This is a genomic window from Brevundimonas sp., assembly GCF_041648055.1.
GTDB lineage: Bacteria > Pseudomonadota > Alphaproteobacteria > Caulobacterales > Caulobacteraceae > Brevundimonas.
Map to the genome: position 1 here is coordinate 62,078 of NZ_JBAZPS010000007.1, position 20,342 is coordinate 82,419.

At 66.3% G+C, this 20,342-nt stretch carries 17 protein-coding genes; 4 read left to right on the forward strand and 13 right to left on the reverse strand.

Annotated elements, in window-relative coordinates:
• Window positions 1–107: 107 nt before the first annotated feature.
• Window positions 108–1,736 carry a long-chain-fatty-acid--CoA ligase gene (locus WC585_RS12975; protein ID WP_373258406.1) on the forward strand — a complete coding sequence of 543 codons (1,629 nt, stop codon included), beginning with the start codon at window positions 108–110 and terminating at the stop codon, window positions 1,734–1,736.
• A 4-nt stretch (window positions 1,737–1,740) separates the two neighbouring features.
• Window positions 1,741–2,436: a DUF1499 domain-containing protein gene (locus WC585_RS12980; RefSeq protein WP_373258407.1), complete on the forward strand. Its 696-nt coding sequence runs from the start codon at window positions 1,741–1,743 to the stop codon at window positions 2,434–2,436.
• Window positions 2,437–2,439: 3 nt separating this feature from the next.
• Here the strand turns inward: WC585_RS12980 and WC585_RS12985 are convergent, their stop codons facing one another.
• The 3 genes from WC585_RS12985 to WC585_RS12995 all read right to left on the reverse strand — a co-directional run bounded on the left by WC585_RS12985 (window position 2,440) and on the right by WC585_RS12995 (window position 4,514).
• Entirely contained in the window at window positions 2,440–3,342 is a 903-nt protein-coding gene (locus WC585_RS12985; protein ID WP_373258409.1) for an MBL fold metallo-hydrolase, read from the reverse strand.
• Window positions 3,343–3,567: 225 nt separating this feature from the next.
• Window positions 3,568–3,981, reverse strand: coding sequence for a TIGR01244 family sulfur transferase (locus WC585_RS12990; RefSeq protein WP_373258411.1), 414 nt, complete (start codon window positions 3,979–3,981; stop codon window positions 3,568–3,570).
• Window positions 3,978–4,514, reverse strand: a complete 537-nt coding sequence (locus WC585_RS12995; RefSeq protein ID WP_373258412.1) for a hypothetical protein — start codon at window positions 4,512–4,514, stop codon at window positions 3,978–3,980. Before WC585_RS12995 ends, WC585_RS12990 begins: the two co-directional genes overlap by 4 nt.
• A gap of 275 nt (window positions 4,515–4,789) precedes the next feature.
• On the opposite strand from WC585_RS12995, the gene WC585_RS13000 reads away from it, so the two are divergent.
• Complete coding sequence (locus WC585_RS13000; RefSeq protein WP_373258413.1) at window positions 4,790–7,660, forward strand: TonB-dependent receptor plug domain-containing protein; 2,871 nt, start codon at window positions 4,790–4,792, stop codon at window positions 7,658–7,660.
• A gap of 152 nt (window positions 7,661–7,812) precedes the next feature.
• Window positions 7,813–8,391 carry a hypothetical protein gene (locus WC585_RS13005; RefSeq protein WP_373258414.1) on the forward strand — a complete coding sequence of 193 codons (579 nt, stop codon included), beginning with the start codon at window positions 7,813–7,815 and terminating at the stop codon, window positions 8,389–8,391.
• A gap of 3 nt (window positions 8,392–8,394) precedes the next feature.
• On the opposite strand, the gene metH is transcribed toward WC585_RS13005, so the two are convergent.
• Genes metH through WC585_RS13055 form a run of 10 tightly spaced genes read right to left on the reverse strand, consistent with a single transcriptional unit; the run spans window position 8,395 to window position 20,266 of the window.
• The gene (gene metH, locus WC585_RS13010) at window positions 8,395–11,061 is read right to left on the reverse strand and encodes a methionine synthase (protein ID WP_373258415.1); all 2,667 of its coding nucleotides are present in this window, start codon (window positions 11,059–11,061) and stop codon (window positions 8,395–8,397) included.
• Entirely contained in the window at window positions 11,061–11,552 is a 492-nt protein-coding gene (locus WC585_RS13015) for a DUF6882 domain-containing protein (protein WP_373258416.1), read from the reverse strand. Before WC585_RS13015 ends, metH begins: the two co-directional genes overlap by 1 nt.
• Entirely contained in the window at window positions 11,549–12,616 is a 1,068-nt protein-coding gene (locus WC585_RS13020) for a homocysteine S-methyltransferase family protein (protein WP_373258417.1), read from the reverse strand. The genes WC585_RS13015 and WC585_RS13020 overlap by 4 nt, the downstream gene beginning before the upstream one ends.
• Window positions 12,613–13,566 carry a methylenetetrahydrofolate reductase [NAD(P)H] gene (gene metF / locus WC585_RS13025; RefSeq protein WP_373258418.1) on the reverse strand — a complete coding sequence of 318 codons (954 nt, stop codon included), beginning with the start codon at window positions 13,564–13,566 and terminating at the stop codon, window positions 12,613–12,615. Before metF ends, WC585_RS13020 begins: the two co-directional genes overlap by 4 nt.
• A complete protein-coding gene (locus tag WC585_RS13030; RefSeq protein WP_373258419.1) occupies window positions 13,563–14,525 on the reverse strand; it encodes an ArsR/SmtB family transcription factor in 963 nt (320 codons plus the stop codon). Before WC585_RS13030 ends, metF begins: the two co-directional genes overlap by 4 nt.
• Window positions 14,526–14,574: 49 nt before the next feature.
• The gene (locus WC585_RS13035; RefSeq protein WP_373258420.1) at window positions 14,575–15,189 is read right to left on the reverse strand and encodes a DUF998 domain-containing protein; all 615 of its coding nucleotides are present in this window, start codon (window positions 15,187–15,189) and stop codon (window positions 14,575–14,577) included.
• 55 nt (window positions 15,190–15,244) lie between these two features.
• On the reverse strand, window positions 15,245–16,582 hold the full coding sequence (gene astB / locus WC585_RS13040; RefSeq protein WP_373258421.1) for an N-succinylarginine dihydrolase: 1,338 nt from the start codon (window positions 16,580–16,582) through the stop codon (window positions 15,245–15,247).
• A complete protein-coding gene (astD, locus tag WC585_RS13045; RefSeq protein WP_373258422.1) occupies window positions 16,579–17,997 on the reverse strand; it encodes a succinylglutamate-semialdehyde dehydrogenase in 1,419 nt (472 codons plus the stop codon). The genes astB and astD overlap by 4 nt, the downstream gene beginning before the upstream one ends.
• A gap of 8 nt (window positions 17,998–18,005) precedes the next feature.
• On the reverse strand, window positions 18,006–19,013 hold the full coding sequence (locus tag WC585_RS13050) for an arginine N-succinyltransferase (protein ID WP_373258423.1): 1,008 nt from the start codon (window positions 19,011–19,013) through the stop codon (window positions 18,006–18,008).
• A 2-nt stretch (window positions 19,014–19,015) separates the two neighbouring features.
• A complete protein-coding gene (locus tag WC585_RS13055; RefSeq protein ID WP_373258424.1) occupies window positions 19,016–20,266 on the reverse strand; it encodes a hydrolase in 1,251 nt (416 codons plus the stop codon).
• Window positions 20,267–20,342: the final 76 nt, after the last annotated feature.

The window sequence follows — 20,342 nt, forward strand, 5'->3', positions numbered from 1 at the left end:
GGTGAAAAGCCCATAAGCTGACCCAGCGTCACGTTGCTAATCGACGCTCACCTCGGTTACCGTATTTCCAAGTGCCTCAGGTCGTAGGCGCAGAGCGAGGGACGCAGATGCTTGGATTGATGCAGGACTGGCCGCTGACGGTCGACAAGATACTGGACCACGCCAAGAACTGGCACGGCGCACGTGAAGTCGTGACCCGGTCGGTCGAAGGCCCCATCGTCCGCACCACCTATGCCGACATTCATGCGCGAGCCAAGCGGGTGTCCAGCGTCCTGCAGGGATGGGGCGTCCAGGTCGGTGACCGCATCGGCACCCTGGCCTGGAACACCGGCAACCATATCGAGACCTGGTATGGCATCATGGGGATCGGGGCGGTGTGCCACACCCTAAACCCGCGCCTGTTCCCGGAGCAGCTCGTCTACATCATCAACCACGGCGGCGACCGGGTCATTTTCGTCGATCTGACGTTCGTGCCGCTGTTGCAGGCGGTGCTGCCGCACTGTCCCAAGGTCGAACGTGTCGTGGTCATGACCGACCGGGCGCATATGCCCGCCGTCGAGCTGCCCGGCCTAGAATGCTATGAGGACCTGCTGGAAGGCGCGTCCGAGGATGTGGTCTGGGGCGACTTCGACGAGCAGACGGCCTGCGGCCTCTGCTACACCTCGGGCACGACCGGCAACCCCAAGGGGGTGCTGTATTCGCACCGCTCCAACTTCATTCACACGCTGCTGGGTCTGCAGACCACGGTGCTGGGCGCGACGCCCAGCGAGGTGATCCTGCCGGTCGTGCCGATGTTCCACGCCAATGCCTGGGGCATCGCCTTCGGGGCGCCGGGGGCGGGGTCCAAACTGGTCATGCCGGGTGCGCGCATGGATGGCGCGGCCATCTATGAGCTGATCGAGAGCGAGGGCGTGACCTTCTCGGCCGCTGTGCCGACGGTCTGGCAGGGGCTGCTGGCCCACCTGCGCGAGCACAAGCTGAAGATCCCGACGGTCAAACGCGTGCTGATCGGCGGCTCGGCGGTGCCCGAAAGCCTGATCCGCGCCTTCCACGACGAGTTCGGCATCGAGGTGCTGCAGGGCTGGGGCATGACCGAAACTTCGCCGATCGGGACCCTGTCCAACATGACGCCGGAGCTGCGCGCCCTGCCGTACGACGAGCAGATGAAGTGGCGGGTCAAGCAGGGCACGCCGCCACTGGGTGTCGAGCTGAAGCTGAAGAACTATGCCGGTCAGGAGATGCCGCACGACGGGCACACCTACGGGCGGCTGATGATCAAGGGCCCGACCATCGCCGGGGCCTATTTCAACGACGAGACGCCGATCCTGGACACCGAGGGCTTCTTCGACACCGGCGATGTCTCGACCATCGACGAGCATGGTTTCATGCAGATCACCGACCGCGCCAAGGATGTGATCAAGTCCGGTGGGGAGTGGATCAGCTCGATCGAGATTGAGAACATCGCCGTGGGCCACCCCAAGGTCGAACTCGCTGCCGTCATCGGCGCGGCGCACCCGAAATGGGACGAGCGGCCGGTGCTGATCATCAAGCTGAAGCCCGGCCAGACCGAGGACAAGCAGGAGCATCTGGACTTCCTGGTCGGCAAGATCGCCAAATGGTGGATGCCTGATGACGTGGTCTTCGTGGATGACATCCCGCTGGGGGCGACCGGCAAGGTCGACAAGAAGCTGATCCGCGAGCGGATGAAGGACTATCGCATCCCGACGGCGGCCTGAGCGCATGGCCCGAACACGGCCAAGGCATGAGGGGCTGGTTCAGGGCCTGACGCTGGTCACCCTGGCCGCGCCGTTCCTGCTTCTGATCGCGGCGTTCGGGACCTCGCTGGGGTTTTGGGGGGCGTCGGTGGGGTATGACCTGCTGGCGCTTCAGGTGGCCTGGGGGCTGGCGTTCGTCGGTGTCGTAGCGGCGGTGGCGGCGGCGGTCGTGGCGCGCGGCGAGCTGAAGCGTCTGGGGCTCTATGTGGTCGCAGGCCTCGTCATCTCTGTGGCAACGCTCGGGGCCTTTGCCTGGCAGAAGGCGCGGCTGGCCGAGGGGCTGCCGGAGGATGTCAGCACCAATCCGGACGACAGACCGGGCTTTGCTGACAGTGTTCAGGCGGCTCGCGGTACCGGCGGCCCGGCATCGGCCATTGGCCCGGAGGCCTGTCCGGCAGCCCAGCCTGTTATGCGCCAGGTCGCGCCCCAGAGGGCCTATGAGGCCTTGCAGGCAGCAGGATTTACGGCGCGCGGGGCGTTCGTGGCCCGGGCAGACGGTGATCGGACCGGCTTCTGGTTCGGCTTCCCCCATGACGCGGTGGTGCGAATCCGGCCGGGCCGCACGGACGTCCGCGTCGCGGCGCGGGATGGGCGTTCGCACGGGAGCGAAGCCTGTCGTCTGGCCGGTGAGATCAGCCGGGCGTTGCAGACGGCGGAATAGACCTCAAACTGGCGTCCATTGCGCGTCGATGGCCGGGGCGGGCGTGGCACGGACCCGTCCGGCCTTCTCAAGAGCGATCAGATGGGCCCAGACCGACAGGCTGGCGGCGGGCCACAGGCGCGGGTCCACGGCGGCGTAGAGGACTGGCACCACGTCGGCAATTCGGGCGTGTCCGGCGCGGAGTTGGGCCAGCACCTGGGCTTCGCGATCCAGCCGGTGAGCGCGATAGGCCTGAAGGAAAGGCGCGGCGTCAGTGATCGGCGCGCCGTGGGTCGGCCAGAGTGTGGCGAAGTCGCGCCCGATCACCGCGTCCAGACTGGCCATATAGTCGGCCATGTCGCCATCGGGTGGGGCGATCACGGTCGTCGACCAGCCCATCACGTGATCGCCGCAGAACAGGGCATTCTCGTCCTCCAGCACAAAGGCCATGTGGTTGGAGGCGTGGCCGGGCGTGCACAGCGCCTCGATCGTCCAGCCGTCACCTTCCAGTCGCTCGCCCCCCTTCAGCACGAGGTCGGGCAAGAAGGCGTCGTCCTCCTCCTCGTCCAGCGTGGCCGACGCGTGGATGGTCCTCAGCGGCGGGCGGGCCGCCATAATCGGCGCTCCGACGGCCTCGGCGAACGGGCGCGCCAGGGGGGCGTGGTCGCGGTGGGTGTGGGTGACCAACACATGGCTCACCGTCTGGCCCTTCACCGCATCCAGCAGAGCACCCAGATGGGCGTCATCCAGTGGACCTGGATCGATCACCGCCACGCCCGCACCGGGTTCGTCACGACCTACGATGTAGGTGCCGGTCCCCGTGAAGGTGAAGGGGCCGGGATTGTTGGCTACGACCCGTCGGATCAGCGGCGAGACCTGGTCGCAACGGCCGTAGGCGAAATCGAAGTCGCGAACGAAGGGGATCATGCGGCGCTCCGGGCTGTCCGATCAAAGCGGCATCGCGTTTGCGTTAGGGTTTTGTAAACCCTTAGCGGAGCGCCTGATATGGCCCTGTCCATAGCCCTTACTGTTTCAAAACGGCTCCAGATCGTCACCATGACGCTCCTTTGTATCATGGCGAGCCAACTGGTCGTGGCTTCGTGCACGCCCGAACCTGCGTCGTATGCGGCGCGAGGAATACTGATCCGATGATCACAACGGCAGGCGACTGAGATCGTAGCCTGCGGCAGCGGCGGCGGCGCGCAGATGGTCGGCGTCAGCACCCGCAAACCGTTGTGCCATGGCCCAGCACGCCGCCGAACGCATACCGGAACGGCAGAACATGATGGTGCGCCCATTGTTCGCCGCGTCGGACTTCAACACCTCGCCTACTGCGCTGACGGCCTCGGCGTGAGGCAGACCTCTGATCGGGATATGGTGAAAGTCCAGCCCCGCCGCTCGGGCCGCCATTTCGAGGTCGGTCGAGGAAATCTGACCGGGCTCCTCGTCATCCGGCCGATTGTTGATGACGGACGTGAAGCCTTGAGCCCCCAGGGCCACCAGATCATCCATCGAAAGTTGAGGCCCGACACTGACGGTGTTTGACAGGGCGCTGGGATTTGTCATGGCTGCTGTCTCCGTACGCGAACGGCACCGCTGCGACCGACCACCAGCAAGAAACTACCCAGCGCACCGCGGCGGACCCGCACGGTCTCGCCGGCTCTGTTGTTGATGCGGACGCGATCTGTATCGACCTGATTCCAGGTGCTGCCGTCAGCCAGGACGAACGTCCAGCGGCCATCGCCAGCCTGGCTGGCCCGCGTCAAGGTCGTCTCGATGGAGTCGATGCGATCTGCCGGCCGGGCCGGTTGAAGAATGTCGGCCGGGGCGGAGGAGGTGCCAAAGGCCTGTCGGCGCGCTTGGGTCGCCTGCTGCCTATCGACGACCAGAAGGTCGCCGCTACGCAGGGCGGAATCGATCGCGCGCGCTGCGGTGTCCAGACACTGGAGCCGCTGTGTATCGGCAGTGATGGTCAGGCATTCGGACAGGGACGCCACGATACGGGGGGTATCGCCATGACCAGCGTCCTGGGCGTTAGCATCGAATACCGAGAGGCCGAAAAGAGCGGCTGCGGGAAGTATTAACAGTCTGGAAATCATGAAATCCTCGGCCATCAGGCAATAACGGGTTCGTGGGTCTGTGAGGCGACACATCGTGACGCTATCACGCCTCCGAAGGCACCCGTGTCAAGAATGCGACAGGTTAGCGGCGACTGCATTACGACGGTGTAATTTTCTAGCACAAGAGGCGAGTCCGGGCCTACCTCTGGCAGGTTGCGGTGCTTCGGTATGCCGCAAATGCAATATTCACGCAGCCGAGACGCCGCACATAAGACAGTTTTACTGTTGGCTGGCGTCAAGAGGGGAGACTACCTTTGAAGTTCCAACATAGCCGCCGCAGCCTGCTGGCGTCGACAATCATTGCAGGTGCCTCTGCGCTCGCATTCGCCGCGCCGGCCGTGGCGCAGGATGCGGAGCCTGCCACCATCGATGATGTCGTCGTCACCGGCTCGCGCATCGTCCGTCAGGACTATGTCGCCAACAGCCCGATCTCGACCGTCACGTCCGAGCAGATTCAGGCGCGCGGCGACGTCAACGTCGAGCAGATCTTGAACCAGCTGCCGCAGGTCGTGCCTGGCCTGTCTGCCAACTCAAACAACCCCTCGAACGGTTCGGCCACGGTGGACCTTCGCGGCCTGGGTGCAAGCCGGACGCTGGTGCTGGTCAACGGTCACCGCTTCATCCCCTACGACAAGAGCAATGCCGTCGACCTGAACAGCATTCCGGCCTCGCTGATCGAGCGCGTGGAAGTGGTGACCGGTGGTGCCTCTGCCGTGTACGGCTCCGATGCCCTGGCTGGCGTCGTCAACTTCATCTTCAAGCGCAACTACGAAGGTTTCGGCTTCGACACCCAGTATGGCATCTCGGGCTTTGGTGATGGCGAGCAGTTCAATGCCTCGCTGACCTTCGGTTCGAACTTCGCCGACGACCGCGGTAACGTGACGGGCTTTGTCGGCTATTCTGACCGTGATGGCTTCTTCCCGAACGAGGATCGTCCGTGGTCCGTGTCCAGCGCCGCTGGCGGTTCGGGCACCGGTGAGTTTGGTGGCCTGAACAACCTGGGGACCAACCCCTACACTGCGGCTGGCTGCCCGACGGCCAACCCCTGCCGCCGCTCGTTCCGCACGCCGGGTGTTCCTGGCCCGTTCAACAACGACTTCGGCCTCGGCCCGACCAGCGATCGCTATGACTTCGCGCCGGTCAACCTGCTGCAGTCGCCGTCGGAGCGTTTCAACGTCGCCCTGATGGGTCACTATGACGTCACCAGCAACATCGAAGCCTTTGCCGAAGTCTTCTATACGGACAGCCGCAACACCTCGCAGCTGGCCCCGACCCCGGCGACCGGCATCCAGATTCCGGTCGACAACTTCTTCGTGCAGAACTCGCCGGCCCTGCTGGCCTATGTCAACACCCGTACGAACCCGCTGCTGCCGCTCAACTTTGACCGCCGCATGTCGGAAGTCGGTGCGCGTATCCAGGGCAACAACACTGACGTCTATCAGATCAACACCGGCCTGCGTGCCGATCTGGGCGGCGACTGGGAACTGGAGGGCTACTACAGCTACGGCCGCACCGAACTGACCACCTCCATCCAGAACGACGTCTCGCGCTCGCGCCTGAACGCCGCCCTGGCCGGTGGCGGCACGGCCACGACCTGCGCCCCCTCGGCGCTGGCCCTGTTCCCGACCTGCGTGCCGATCAACCTGTTCGGACGCGGCACCATTACGCCTCAGGCTGCTGCCTTCGTTCGCCTGAACTTCACCGACCGCAGCATCTTCGAGCGCAACAACGCCCAGCTGAACCTGACGGGTACGCTGACCGAACTGCCGGCTGGTCCTCTGGGCATCGCCGCCGGTGTCGAATACCGCGAGGACAGCCTGGCCTACACGCCGGATGACGCCAAGAATGCCGGCGACATCTTCGGCTTCAACGCCGAGCGTGCCGTTTCGGGTCGCAGCTCTTCGAAGGAAGCGTATTTCGAAGCCGCCGTGCCGATCCTGCGCGACATGCCGTTCGCCCAGTCGCTGGAACTGGAATTCGGTCTGCGCTACTCGAACTACAGCACCGTCGGCGACGTCTGGTCCTACAAGTTCGGCGGTTCGTGGGAGCCGGTCGACAGCCTGCGACTGCGTGCCCTGTATCAGCGCGCCAGCCGTGCGCCGAACGTGTTCGAACTGTTCCAAGCCAACGACCAGGGCTTCCCGGCCGTTCTGGATCCCTGCACCACCGTCAACCCGACCACGGGTGCACCGCGCACCCTGACGCCGGGCGTGCAGAACTTCTGTACGGCACAACTTGGCTTTGATCCGGTCGTGACCGGCTTCGTCGCCCAGAACACCCAGACGGAAACCTTCTTCTTCGGTAACCCGAACCTGTCGGAAGAAAAGTCTGATACCGTCACCGTCGGTGCCGTCTGGCAGCCGACCTTCGCCCAGGGCCTGTCGTTCTCGCTCGACTACTACAAGATTGAAGTCGAGGACTACATCGGCACCATCTTCGGCGGCGCCTCCGGCATCGTCGGACAGTGCTTCGCCGCAGGTGCAGCCGCCTCGGCCACGACTCCGACGCCTGTGTCGTCTGTCGCAGCCTGTAATGATCCGGGCATCGGCCTGCCGCTGATCTTCCGCGACCCGGCCGGCAACCTGAAGGCGCGTGCGCCTCTGGGCAACGTCTCGCAGCTAACCACCAGCGGCGTCGACTTCTCGACCCGTTACGGCTGGGCTGTGCCGTGGGCTGGCGGCATGTGGGGCGACAAGCTCGATATCGCTGTCAACGTGACCTATCTGGACAGCTACGAGCTGGACGGCATCGAGTACAAGGGCACGGCCGGCGCCTACAACATCAGCGCCACCCTGCCGGAGTGGAAGGCCAACATCTCGCTGGGCTACGACATCGGTCCGGTGCGTCTGGCCTACTCGGGCACGATCATCGACGAGCTGGACAACCAGGGTAACATCCCTGACTTCGGCGATCCGTCGGGTTACTCGGGTGTCGACTCCTACTGGTACCACGACCTCAGCGGCACGTTCCAGGCCACTGAAAACATGGAACTGTTCGCCGGCGTTCGTAACCTGCTGGACGAAGAGCCTCCCGTGTTCGACAACGCCAACGACGGTAACACCGACCCCAACGCCTATGATGTGGTCGGACGCTACTTCTTCGTCGGCGCGCGTCTGAAGTACTAGAACGCGACCTGACTAATCAGGATCAGGCGGCGGGGCTTCGGCTCCGCCGCCTTTTTCTTTGCGCGCCGCTTGCCGCAGAAAAACCATCGGGGCACTTCAGGCGTTGCCGCAATCCCGACCTCCGTGGTCGCCATTCGATGAGTGCCTGCCCCATGATCGCCAGTGTCGTCGCTGCCCTGCTTCTGATCCAGTCCGCGCCCTTGCCGCAGGACGGCCCGGTGACCACCGCACCTCGCGCGGTTCCATCAACCGATGGGCCGGTGTCGACCGCTGCGCCCGAAGGCGGCGAGACTAGCGAGTCCCTGCTCTTCCGCGAGGCGGTGGCCTATGGCAACGATCTGCCGCGTGGGGCTCCGCAGGGCGACTATCCTTTGGTGGCGTGGTGCGAGGCGCTAGTGAACGGCCATGTGGCGCTGGGCGAGACGCTGAGCGACCGCGATCCGCTGGATCAGGACATCATCCGCCTGGGTCGTCTTGAGGCCGCCGATTTCCGCTCGGCGCTGGTTGCGGCCGAGCCTCGTCAGACGGCGGCGACACGCGAGGCGGCGCGCGCAGCGGCGGCCGAGGCCACGGGTAAGTGGACACCTCTGGTGGGTCAGGCGGAGGCGGTGCGCAGCCAGGCGTTCGGCCTGTTCTTCGGCTTGCCGGGACGGTGTGAGCATGCGGCACGCCGCATCCGCGACAATATCACGACGCCGCCCGTCACCCCGGCGGAAGTGGGGCTGGAGTAGCCGTCAAGCCGCAGCGTTTCTCTGCGGTACCTCTGGATCGTAGTTCAGTATGGGAGCCAGCCAGCGTTCCGCAGTGGCGATGCCCCACCCTTTGCGTCGGGCGTAGTCCTGGACCTGGTCCAGATCGATCTTTCCGATGCCGAAATAGTGGCTGTCGGGATGGCCGAAATACAGCCCACTGACGGATGCGGGTGGAGTCATGGCGAAGCTCTCGGTCAGGGCCATGCCCGCGTTGATCTCGGCCTGCAGCAGCCGGAACAGGGTCGCCTTCTCCGTGTGATCGGGCTGGGCCGGGTAGCCGGGGGCCGGGCGGATGCCTTGGTATTTCTCTGCGATCAGGTCCTCGACCGTAGTCTCCTCGCCGACTGCATGGCCCCACAGTTCGGTGCGGACCTTCTTGTGGAGCGCCTCGGCGAAGGCCTCGGCCAGACGGTCGGCCAGGGCCGTCGCCATGATGGCCGAGTAGTCGTCGCCGGCGTCCTTGAACCGTTTGGCGATCTCCAGCTCGCCATGGCCGGCGGTGACGGCGAAGGCGCCGATATAGTCGCGGCCATCCTCGGCGACGAAGTCCGACAGGGCCAGGTTGGGCTTGCCGTTCGACTTCTTGATCTGCTGGCGCAGGGTGTGGAAGCGGGCGACCTCTTCCGTGCGGCTCTCGTCCGCGTAGACGGCGATATCGTCGCCGACGGCGTTGGCGGGCCAGAAGCCGACCACGCCCTTCGCTGTGAACCATTTCTCCTCGACGATCCGCTTCAGCATTCCTTGCGCGTCCTTGAACAGGTCGCGCGCGGCCTCGCCGACGACCTCGTCCTCGAGGATCTGCGGATAGCGGCCAATCAGCTCCCAACTGGCGAAGAAGGGCGTCCAGTCGATGTGTTCGGCCAGATCGCCCAGATCCCAGCTGTCGAAGGCGCGCACGCCGAGGAAGGACGGGACGCAGGGCAGGGGCGTCGCCGCGTCCGGTTTGAACCGGTTCTCGCGCGCCGCCGGCAGGGATGCCCGCGCCTTGACCTCCTGACCGCGCGCATACTGCTCGCGGATGCGGACGTATTCGTCACGCGTCAGGGCCTCGTTCTTCGCCCGCTCGGTTTTGGACAGCAGGCCCGAGACCACGCCCACGGCGCGGCTGGCGTCGATGACATAGGTGGTCGAGCCCTTGCGATATCCGGGCTCGATCTTGACGGCCGTATGGGTCCGACTGGTGGTCGCCCCACCGATCAGCAGGGGAACGTCGAAGCCCCGCCGCTCCATCTCGCGCGCCACGAACACCATCTCGTCCAGCGACGGCGTGATCAGGCCGGACAGGCCGATGATGTCGACCTTGTGCTCGACCGCAGCGTCCAGAATCCGGTCCGCCGGCACCATGACGCCCAGATCGATGACCTCGTAGTTGTTACACTGCAGCACGACGCCGACGATGTTCTTGCCGATGTCGTGGACGTCGCCCTTGACCGTGGCCATCAGGATGCGGCCCGCCTGCTCCCTCGGCTTGCCGGCTTTTTCGGCCTCCATGAAGGGCTCCAGCCAGGCCACGGCCTGTTTCATGACCCGCGCAGACTTCACCACCTGCGGCAGGAACATCTTGCCCGATCCGAACAGGTCGCCGACCACGTTCATCCCGTCCATCAGCGGGCCTTCGATGACGTGCAGCGGCCGCTCGACCGACAGGCGCGCCTCCTCGGTGTCGGCGTCGATGTATTCGGTGATCCCGTTGACCAGGGCGTGCTCGATCCGCTTGCCGACCGGCTGGTCGCGCCATTTCAGATCGACGACCCGGGCCACGCCCTTGTCGCCTTTATAGTTGGGCGCGATGTCGACCAGCCGCTCGGTGTTGGAGACATTGGTCCGTTGCGGCCGGTTCAGGATCACGTCCTCGACGGCTTCGCGCAGGACCGGGTCGAGCGTGTCATAGACGGGCAGGTCGCCGGCGTTGACGATGCCCATGTCCATGCCCGCCTGGATGGCGTGGTACAGGAAGACGCTGTGGATCGCCCGGCGCACCGGCTCATTGCCGCGGAAGCTGAACGAGACGTTCGACACCCCGCCCGACACGCGGGCGTAGGGCAGGGTCGCCTTGATGACCCGGGTCGCCTCGATGAAGTCGACGGCGTAGTTGTCGTGCTCCTCGATCCCCGTCGCCACGGCGAAGATGTTGGGGTCGAAGATGATGTCCTCGGGCGGGAAGCCGACCTCGTCGACGAGGATCCGGTAAGCCCGGGTGCAGATCTCGATCTTGCGCGCGGCGGTGTCGGCCTGACCGACCTCGTCGAAGGCCATGACCACCACGGCGGCCCCGTAGCGCAGGCATTTTACCGCCTGTTCGCGGAATTCGGCCTCGCCCGCCTTCATCGAGATCGAATTGACGATCGGCTTGCCCTGGACGCATTTCAGGCCCGCCTCGATCACCTCCCATTTGGAGCTGTCGATCATCACCGGCACCCGGGCGATGTCGGGCTCGGCCGCGATCAGGTTGAGGAAGGTGATCATCGCCTGCTGCGAATCCAGCAGGCCCTCGTCCATGTTGATGTCGATCACCGAGGCCCCGGCCTCGACCTGCTGACGCGCCACCGACAGGGCGGCGGCATAGTCGCCGTCAATGATCAGCTTCTTGAATTTGGCCGAACCGGTGACGTTGGTTCGTTCGCCGACGTTGATGAAGGTGGGACGCATCAGACTCGTGTCAGGGTTTTGATCGCGAGCAGGAGGGCCCCCGTTCCCGTCGGCGCGCTGTAGGCACCGATCGCGTCAGATAGGCGAACGACGGCTGCCGTCAGGCGCCAGCCTACCGGCTCCAGGTCGGCCGCGGTGACAGAAGCCTGCGAGAGCTCCTCAATCCCATGCTCGTCACCGAAGGCCTTGGCCAACGCGCTATCCTGAACAAACGCGGCGGGCAGGCCCTTGTTTGCCCAAGCCCACAGCCAGTCCTTGGAGCCGCGCGAACCGACAATCTGTACCTCGCCGACGACGCGGACGCCGCTCTCGTCGGAAAAGAAAATCTTCCCGGCTGCGAGGTCTGCGTTCCAAGACGTCCACTGGCCTAGGTTGAACGCGTCCGTTAGCGCGGCCTGCTTGGTTGCGAGCTCAATCTCTGCGGCCGTGATCCATTGGTCGTAGTCGAACCCGCCGGGCCCCTTCTTCTCGAAAATCTTCAGAAATTTCATGCCACCACCTCAAACGGTTCCAGCCCCGACAGCCGCATGGCCACAGGCCGCTCCGGGATCACCCGCGTCAGCAGTTTCGACACCGCCTCCGCCGTGTGCCGGATGTGCTCCGGCGTCGTGCCGCAGCAGCCGCCGACGATGTTAACCAGGCCCGACGCTGCCCATTCTTCGATGAAGTGGGCAGTTTCGTGCGGCTGTTCGTCATACTGGCCCATGGCGTTGGGCAGGCCGGCGTTGGGATAGGCGGCAACCAGGGTGTCGGCCACGCGGCTCAGTTCGGCTATGAACGGCCGCATCAGATCGGCGCCGAGCGCGCAGTTGAAGCCGATGGCGAACGGTTTGGCGTGGCGCACGCTGTTCCAGAAAGCTTCCGCCGTCTGGCCCGACAGGGTCCGGCCGGAACGGTCGGTGATGGTGCCCGAAATCCAGATCGGCAGGGCCTCCATGCCCTCGTCCTCGAGGTCCTTGATGGCCTTGATCGCGGCCTTGCAGTTCAGCGTGTCGGTGATGGTCTCGATAAGATACAGGTGCACGCCGCCTTCGTTCAGTGCCTTCACCTGGTGGCGATAGGCGTCATAGACCTGGTCGAAGGTCACCAGCCGGGCGCCGGGGTCGTTCACGTCCGACGACATCGACAGCATCTTGTTCAGCGGCCCGATCGAGCCGGCGGCAAAGCGCGGCTTGTGCGGCTCCTTGGCGGTCCAGCGGTCGGCCGCGGCGCGGGCCAGTTTCGCCCCCTCCAGATTGATGTCCCACACCGACTGTTCGTCGAGTTTGTAGTCGTCCTGGGCGATCACCGTGGCCGAGAAGGTGTTGGTCTCGGAGATGTCGGCGCCCGCCGCGAAATACTGGTCGTGCAGGCCGGCGATGACATCCGGCCGGGTCAGGCACAGGATGTCGTTATTGCCCTTCATCTGGCCGTTGTGGCTGGTGAAGCGGTCACCGCGGAAATCCTCTTCCGACAGCTCGCTGCGCTGGATCATCACGCCCCAGCTGCCGTCTAGGACGAGGATACGCTCGCGTGCGGCGGCATGGAGGGCGGCGATGCGGGTAGCGCGGGTCATGCGGCCACCGCCTGTTCCCTGACGCCCAGCACCCTGCAGATCGCATAGACCAGCTCGGCGCGGTTGAGGGTGTAGAAGTGGAAATCGGAGAAGCCCTCTTCCTGCAGCCGCGCACAGGTCTCGGCCGCGACGGAGGCGGCGATCAGCTTGCGGGTCTCCGGGTCGTCGTCCAGCCCCTCGAAATGGGCGGCCAGCCAGTCGGGCACGGCGGCGCCACAGGCCGCGCTCATCCGCTTCAGGCCGTTGAAATTGGTTACGGGCATGATGCCGGGGATGATGGGAATGGTGATGCCCGCTGCCCTCACGCGGTCGCGGAAGCGCAGGAAGGCGTCGATGTCGAAGAAGAACTGGCTGATCGCGCGCGTCGCGCCCGCATCCACCTTGGCCTTCAGCACGGCGATGTCGTGGTCGATCGACCCGCTCTCGGGATGGCCCTCGGGGTAGCAGCCGACGGTGATCTCGAACCCGCCCTTGGCCGCGAGGGCGGCGGTCAGTTCGGTGGCGTTGGCGTAACCGTCCGTATGCGGAACATAGGCCCCGCCGATGCCCTCGGTGCCCGGCGGATCGCCGCGCAGAGCCACGATGTGACGCACGCCAGAGGCCTTGTAGCCGTCGATCACGGTATCGACCTCGGCCCGGCTGGCCTCGACGCAGGTCAGGTGGGCGGCGGGGGTCAGGTCGGTCTCGGCCAGGATGCGCTGGACCGTGCGGTGCGTCCGCTCGCGCGTCGAGCCGCCCGCGCCATAGGTGACCGAGACGAAGTCGGGCTTCAGAGGGGCCAGACGGGTCACAGCCTTCCACAGGGTCGCCTCGGCCTCGTCGGACTTGGGCGGAAAGAATTCGAAGGACACGCGGGGTCGCGACCGGTCCTGACCGGCGCGGGCGACTGGCCCCAGCGGCGACAGCAGCAGGGCGCGAGCCTCGGCCAGATTGAGGGAGGCGGCGGTCATGCGGCCCTCGTTTCGACGGCGGCCTGGCGCTCGGCGGTCCAGATGCAGACGGTCAGGCCGTCGGTGTCGGGGGGCAGGATGATCGGGGCGGCGGGCGTGAGGCCGGCCTCGGCCAGCCAGCGCCGCATTTCCTCGTCGGCGAAGCCCAGGCGGCGGTGCTGATGCTCCTCGCGCAGCTGTTCGATCTGGTGCGGGGCGAAGTCGACGATCAGCAGGCGGCCGCCGGGTGCCACCAGGCGCGCCGCCTCGGCCACGGCGGCGGCGGGATCGGCCAGATAATGCAACACCTGATGGACCAGGACGCGGTCGGCACTCTGGGCGGGCAGGCGGGTGGCGAAGATGTCGCCGTGGCGCAGCTCAACCTTGTCCAGGCCCGCCCGGGTCACATTGGCGCGGGCGATATTCAGCATGTTGTGGCTGAGGTCCAGGCCCACCGACATCCGCGCCTGTTTGCCCAGCAGGGTCAGCATCCGGCCCGAGCCGGTGCCCAGATCGACGACACGCTCAAACGGACCGTCGCCCGCCGCCTTCAGGATCGCGGCCTCGACGTCGGTTTCGCAGACATAGAGCGAGCGGATGCGGTCCCATTGGGGGGCCACGCGCTCGAAATAGGCCCCGGCGGCGACCTCGCGGTCGCGGCGGACGTCTTCCAGACGACGGTCGTCGGCGGCCCCGGCCTCGTCGTCCAGAAGATCGAGGATGGTGTCGATCAGGCGACGGGCGAGAGAGTCCGATGACAGGCGGTAGAACACCCGTGCCCCGTCCGGAAACCGCTCGATCAGTCCGGCATCGGTCATGAGCTTGAGATGCCGCGATACGCGCGGCTGGCTCTGATCCAGAATGCCGGACAGCTCCATGACCGACAGCTCCTCGCCCGCGAGCAGCGACAGCACCCGCAGGCGCGTCGGCTCGCCCGCAGCACGCAGGGCCTCGATTGTCTGATCGGCGGTCAGGGTCATATAATCATATAAGGATATCCTTATATGATTTGGCAAGCCGTTTTTGCGGTCACGACGGAGGCTTGGGCAGGCGCGAGACAGCGATCATGACGGCGATGGTCCATGTGGCGAAGGCCGCTTCCAGCACGCGCTGGGCCGCGCCGTGCCATGGAAACTCCGGACCGATGATCGGGATCATGAGCGCGGCGGCCATGCCGCAGACCAGACCCAGCGGGAACAGCCTGGGCCCACCGGGCCAGCCCCGGGACGCGATCGCCAGCACGAAGACACCGGCGACACCCAGCAGATAGCCCAGGCCACCGAGCAGTTCGTGCAGCATGCCGGAGGCGCTGGCTCCCTCGACCGCGCATTCGAAATCGCAGGGGAAGACGCCGCCGAAGAAGAGTCCTGCGCCGTTCAGGGCGCACAGGATGAAGCCGATGACGGCCAGCGGGCTGCGCGGGAAGACGGCGGCGCACAATAGCCAGAAAACGGCCAGCAGCAGGCCGGACATGATGAACGCCGTGCTGACCCACGTCCCCGTCGCCGTGCCGCCGGCTCCCATTTCGCTGACGTACTGGCTGAGGGGATCGTAGCCCGGATAGCCGAAGGGGGCCGCGAAGATGACGACGGCCAGGATCAGCAGGCTGGCCGTGCCACACAGGATTGTCAGTTTACGCAGCATCTGGGGCCCTCCCTTGCCGTCAGGCTAGACGACCGTGGAGCCTATGGCCAAGCGCTCAGATTCGCTGGAACGGATAGAAGTCGTTGCCCAGATCCAGAATGCCGGTCAGTTCGTCCAGTGCCCGGCGGCTTTCGTCCAGCAGGGCGGGGTCGGTCAGGTCGGCGGGGGTCAGGGTGTCGCGGTAGTGGGTACTGCCCCACTGGCTGAGCCGCGCATGCAGGGCGTCGGTCATGCGCATGGCGGGGTTGGTCGCGGCCTGCTCCGCCTCGGTCAGGACGACGCGCAGGCGCAGGCAGGCCGGGCCGCCGCCGTTGCGCATCGACTGGCGGACATCGACATATTCGACCCGGCCGATGGGGCCGTTGGACGTGACCAGACCCTGAGCCACCGCATGGCTGCGGGCGTTGTCGCGGGTCTCGGTCGGGCAGATCAGGGTCAGGCGGTCCTCGCCCGGCAGCGACACCAGCATGGAGTTGAAAAGATAACTGGAAATGGCGTCGGCCAGCGGCAGGTCGGCGGACGAGACCTCCACGAAGATGGGGTCGAAGCCTGTGGCGGCCGCGCGGATCGCGGCATGGGTGCCCGCGGAGTCCTCGAAGGCCAGGTCGTGGTGGAACAGGGTGTCCAGAGCCCCGACGCATACCACGTCGTTGTGGAAGGTCCCGCCCGCGATCGCGGCTCGGGATTGACGGGCCAGGACGGGGCCGGAGGCCCCGTGGCGGCGGGCGATGGCTTCCGACGCCTCGCGCGTCTGACGGGCGGGGTAGGGGCCGGACCAGGGCTCATAGGCCTCTCGTCCCCAGACCAGCAGGTTGACGCCAGCCTGACCGTGGTCGGCGCACAGGCGGACGTGGTTGGCGGCGCCCTCGTCAGCCAGATGGGCGACGGAGGGCAGGGCGTCGTGCACGGCGAACCGGTCCTGATCGGGAAAGAGGGCGTCGAGTGCGCGCGTCGTTTGCCGGTGCTCCAGCGAGCGGTGCAGGTTGGTGACCAGGTTGGCGGGGGTGAAGTGGACGCGGCCGTCTGCGCTGTCGGCGCTCGGCGTCACCGTCGCGGCATTGGCGGCCCACATGGGACTGGCCGAACAGGCGGCGGCGGCGAAGCTGGGCGCGTCCTTCCAGGCCTGTTCGAGCACGCGGGCGTCGGAGCCGGTGAAGCCCAGGCTGCGCAGGAAGGGGATGTTGGGCCGATCGTGCGGCGGCAGGACGTACTGCGGCAGGCCGAGGTCGGCCAGCCGCTTCATCTTGTCGAGGCCCTGCAGGACGGCAGCGCGCGGGTTGGACGCCTCGCCCTTGTTGAGGCTGGAGGCGAGGTTGCCGGGCGAGAGGCCCGCATACGAGTGGGTCGGCCCGATCAGGCCGTCGGCATTGGCTTCGACCGCGGGGGCATTCATGCCTGCAAGCCCTTGATCTCGCTCTCGATGTTCCTGACCGCCTCTGCCTCGAAACTGGCGACGGGATAGGCGCAGTAGTCGGCGGCATAGTAGGCGCTGGGACGGTGGTTGCCGCTGGCCCCCAGACCACCGAAGGGCATGTCCCCGGCGGCCCCGGTGGTCGGGCGGTTGAAGTTGACGACGCCCGCGCGGATGCGGCGGATGAAGGTCTGCCAGTTTTTCGGGTCGTCGCTGACCAGACCGGCGGACAGGCCATAGCGCGTCGCATTGGCCTGTTGCACCGCTTCGTCGAAGCTGGCGACGCGGGTCACCGACAGGAAGGGCGCGAACATCTCCTCGTCGGGCACATCGACCCCGGTCACGTCGATGATCGCCGGTTTGACGAAGGCACCGGGCAGGTTGCCGACAGGTCCGGAGGCACGAATGACCCTGGCGCCCGCATCGATCCGCTCCTGCAGGGCGGCCAGCGCGGCGGCGGCGGCCTTTTCGGAGATCAGCGGCCCGGCATAGGGTTCGGGGCTGCTGTTCCAGGGGGCAAACAGCAGGCGGTCGCTGAGGGCGGCGACGGCTTCGATGATGGCGTCGCCCTGGGGCCCTTGGGGCACGATCAGGCGGCGCGCGCAGGAGCAGCGCTGGCCGGTGGTGATGAAGGCGGACTGGACGACGATGCCCGCCACGGCTTGCGCATCCGCCGTGTCCCAGACGACCAGCGGATTGTTGCCGCCCAGCTCCAGCGCGAGGATGACGTGCGGATCGTCCGCGAACTTGCGGCGGAAGTGAGCACCCGCTGCGCCCGAGCCGGTGAACATCAGGGCGTCGATGCCGCTGTCCAGCAGGGCGGCACCCGTGTCGCGCCCACCCTGGACGACATTGACCACGCCGGTCGGCAGGTCGGCGGCCTGGAACGCCTCGGCCATCAGCTGGCCGGTCAGGGGGGTTTCCTCCGATGGCTTGAAGACGACCGTGTCGCCGGCCAGCAGGGCCGGGACGATGTGGCCGTTGGGCAGGTGGCCGGGGAAGTTGAAGGGGCCGAGCACCGCCGCCACGCCGTGCGGGCGGTGGCGCAGGGTGGCGTGACCAAAGGCCGTGTCGGCCGTGCGCTCGCCGGTCCGCTCGTCATAGGCGCGGATGGAGATGTCGACCTTGCCCTGCATGGCCGTCAACTCGGTCTGGGTTTCCCACAGGGCCTTGCCGGTCTCGCGGCTGATGGCCTGGGCGATCTGGGGCGCGCGCTCCTTGAGCACGGCCTGATAGCGTTTGACCGCGTCGATCCGGTCCTGACGCGAGCGATCGGCCCAGTCGGGGAAGGCGGCGCGGGCGCGGTCGGTCGCGGCCTGAACTTCGGTGGCGGAGGCCGCTGGGCCTTCCCAGACGGTGTCACCGGTGGCGGGGTCGATGGATTGGAAGCGGGTCATTTGGTCACTCAGGATTTGACGCGAACCGTGTCTCCCGCACGCACTTTCAGCGCGTCTGCGGTTTCGCGGGTCAGGGTGGCGATGTCACCGTCGATATGGGTGCGCTGGCGAACGGCGCGGAAACCGCCCACGCTGTCGGTCGAGATCAGGGCAGGCAGTTCGGCCTCGACCTCTTCGGCGATGGCCACGGTCAGTCGCCGGGCGTCTCGGACCGTGCGGATGTTGTCGCGGCCGCAGGCGACTGTGGGCCCTGCGTCGAAGATGTCGACCAGGCCGTTCGGGCGGAACCCCTCGCTTTCCAGCAGGGCCATGGCGGGCACGCCCTGGGGGTGCACCTTGCCGATCACGGCCCGAGCGGCTTCGGGCAGCAGCTCGATGTAGATCGGGTGGCGCGGGGCCAGGTCCAGGATGAACTGCTTGTCGGTCGAGCCGGTCATGCGATCGGCCTCGTCGAACTCCATCGGAAAAAACTTGTGTGCGACATGGTCCCAGAAGGGGCAGGCCCCGTCGGGTGTGAAGACGCCGCGCAGCTCGGCCAGGACATTCTCGCTGAACAGCTCCGGCTCGGCCCCGATCAGCATATAGCGTGACTGGCTGAGCAGGCGGCCTGCGCCGCCCTTGCGCCGGTCGGCCTTCAGGAACAGCGAGCCGACCTCTGTCCAGCCGGTGCATTCATTGACCAGCACCAGGGTCTTCTGTTCCAGCTTGATGCCCAGCGAGGGGGATGACTGGGCGTTGTTGACGACGCGGAAGCTGAAAAAGGGGCGGTTCAGCCCGACCGCCGCCTTGACCGAGCCGATGCCGTCGACGTCGCCGGTGTCGGATTCCTCCAGCATCAATGTGTACCAGCGCTGCTGGACATCGATCCGGCCCGCGAAGCTGTCCCGGCTGAGGTCCAGCCGCTCGATTAGCTGGTCCGGGTCTTCGGGCAGGCTGGTGAAGCCGGGACCGGACAGGATGGCCAGTTCCAGCAGAAAATCGAGATCGGCAGGCCCGGCGGGGCGAACGACGAGCATGGTTACATCGTCTCCAGACGCAGGGATTTCAGTTTCAGCGCATCGATTTCGCCCGAGGCGATCCTGCACAGGATCAGCGCCGACAGCTGGGCGCGTTCGACGAAGCTGGCGGGCCAGGCGAACTCCTGATCCGAATGGATGTCGCCGCCCAGGACACCGAGGGTGTCGATATTGGGCAGGCCTGCGGCATGCAGGTTGTTGCCCTCGCACACCCCTCCCGACGGCTTCCAGGCGATGGTCTGACCCAGCAGGGTGCCCGTGTCGCGCACGGCCTCGAACAGGGCGGTCTGGCTGGCGTCCATCGGCTTGGGCGCACGGGTCATGCCGCCGTGGAGATCCAGGGTCAGGCCGCGGAAGGGGGGCTCGGTCGCGATCTGCTGTACCGTCTCGGATATCCAGGCCGAGGCCTGGGCGTCTGGCACGCGCACATTGAAGCGTACGACGGCATTGTCGGCCACGACATTGAGCGCGCCACCCCCGGAAATCTTGGCCACATTGACGGTGACGCCCTCGCGCTGGCCGTTCAGGGCGTGCAGGCGGGCTGCGATGATGGCGGCCCCGGCCACGGCATTCGACCCTTCGTGGAAGGCGCGACCCGCGTGGGCGGCCTTGCCGGTGACGATCAGATGGTAGTTGCCGCTGCCCTTGCGCGCTCCGGCCAGGGTGCCGTCGGCCAGCGCTGGCTCATAGGTCATGCCGACATGGCCGCGTGCGCCCAGTTCGGCCAGCAGGGGGGCGGAGGCGGGCGAGCCGATCTCTTCGTCCGGGCTCAGCAGCACGGTCCAGCCGATATTTGCCTTGTCCGGATGGGTCTCGAACGCCTCAAGCGCGGCAAGCATCACGGAAATGCCACCCTTCATGTCGGCGATGCCAGGGCCGTTCAGGGCTCCATCGGGGCGGGTGGTCACGGTCTGGAACGCGCTCTCGACCGGGAAGACGGTGTCGTAGTGGCCCGTCAGAACGACCTGGATGGGGGCGTCAGGGCGCTGGGTGATCTTGAGGGCATCGGCGTGGGCCTCGTGACGGACCGCGCCATCATCGCCGACGCTGGTCGAGGAGGCTGTGCCGATGCGTTCACAGGCGGCATCAAGGCTGATGGCTTCGGTCTCCAGACGCGCCAGCACGGCTTGCAGTCCAGCGGCATTTCGGCTGCCAGAGTTCAAATCTGACCACTCGACGGCACGCTGGATAATAAGCGCCTCGCGCGCTGCGACATGGTCGAGCACGTTCTGATCTGTCGGCAGAATCCGCATACGGCAGACCCTAGCGACATGGATTGCAAAGGTGAAGGCGGGCGACGGTTTCTCTCGTTGCCAGCAAGGGCTAGGC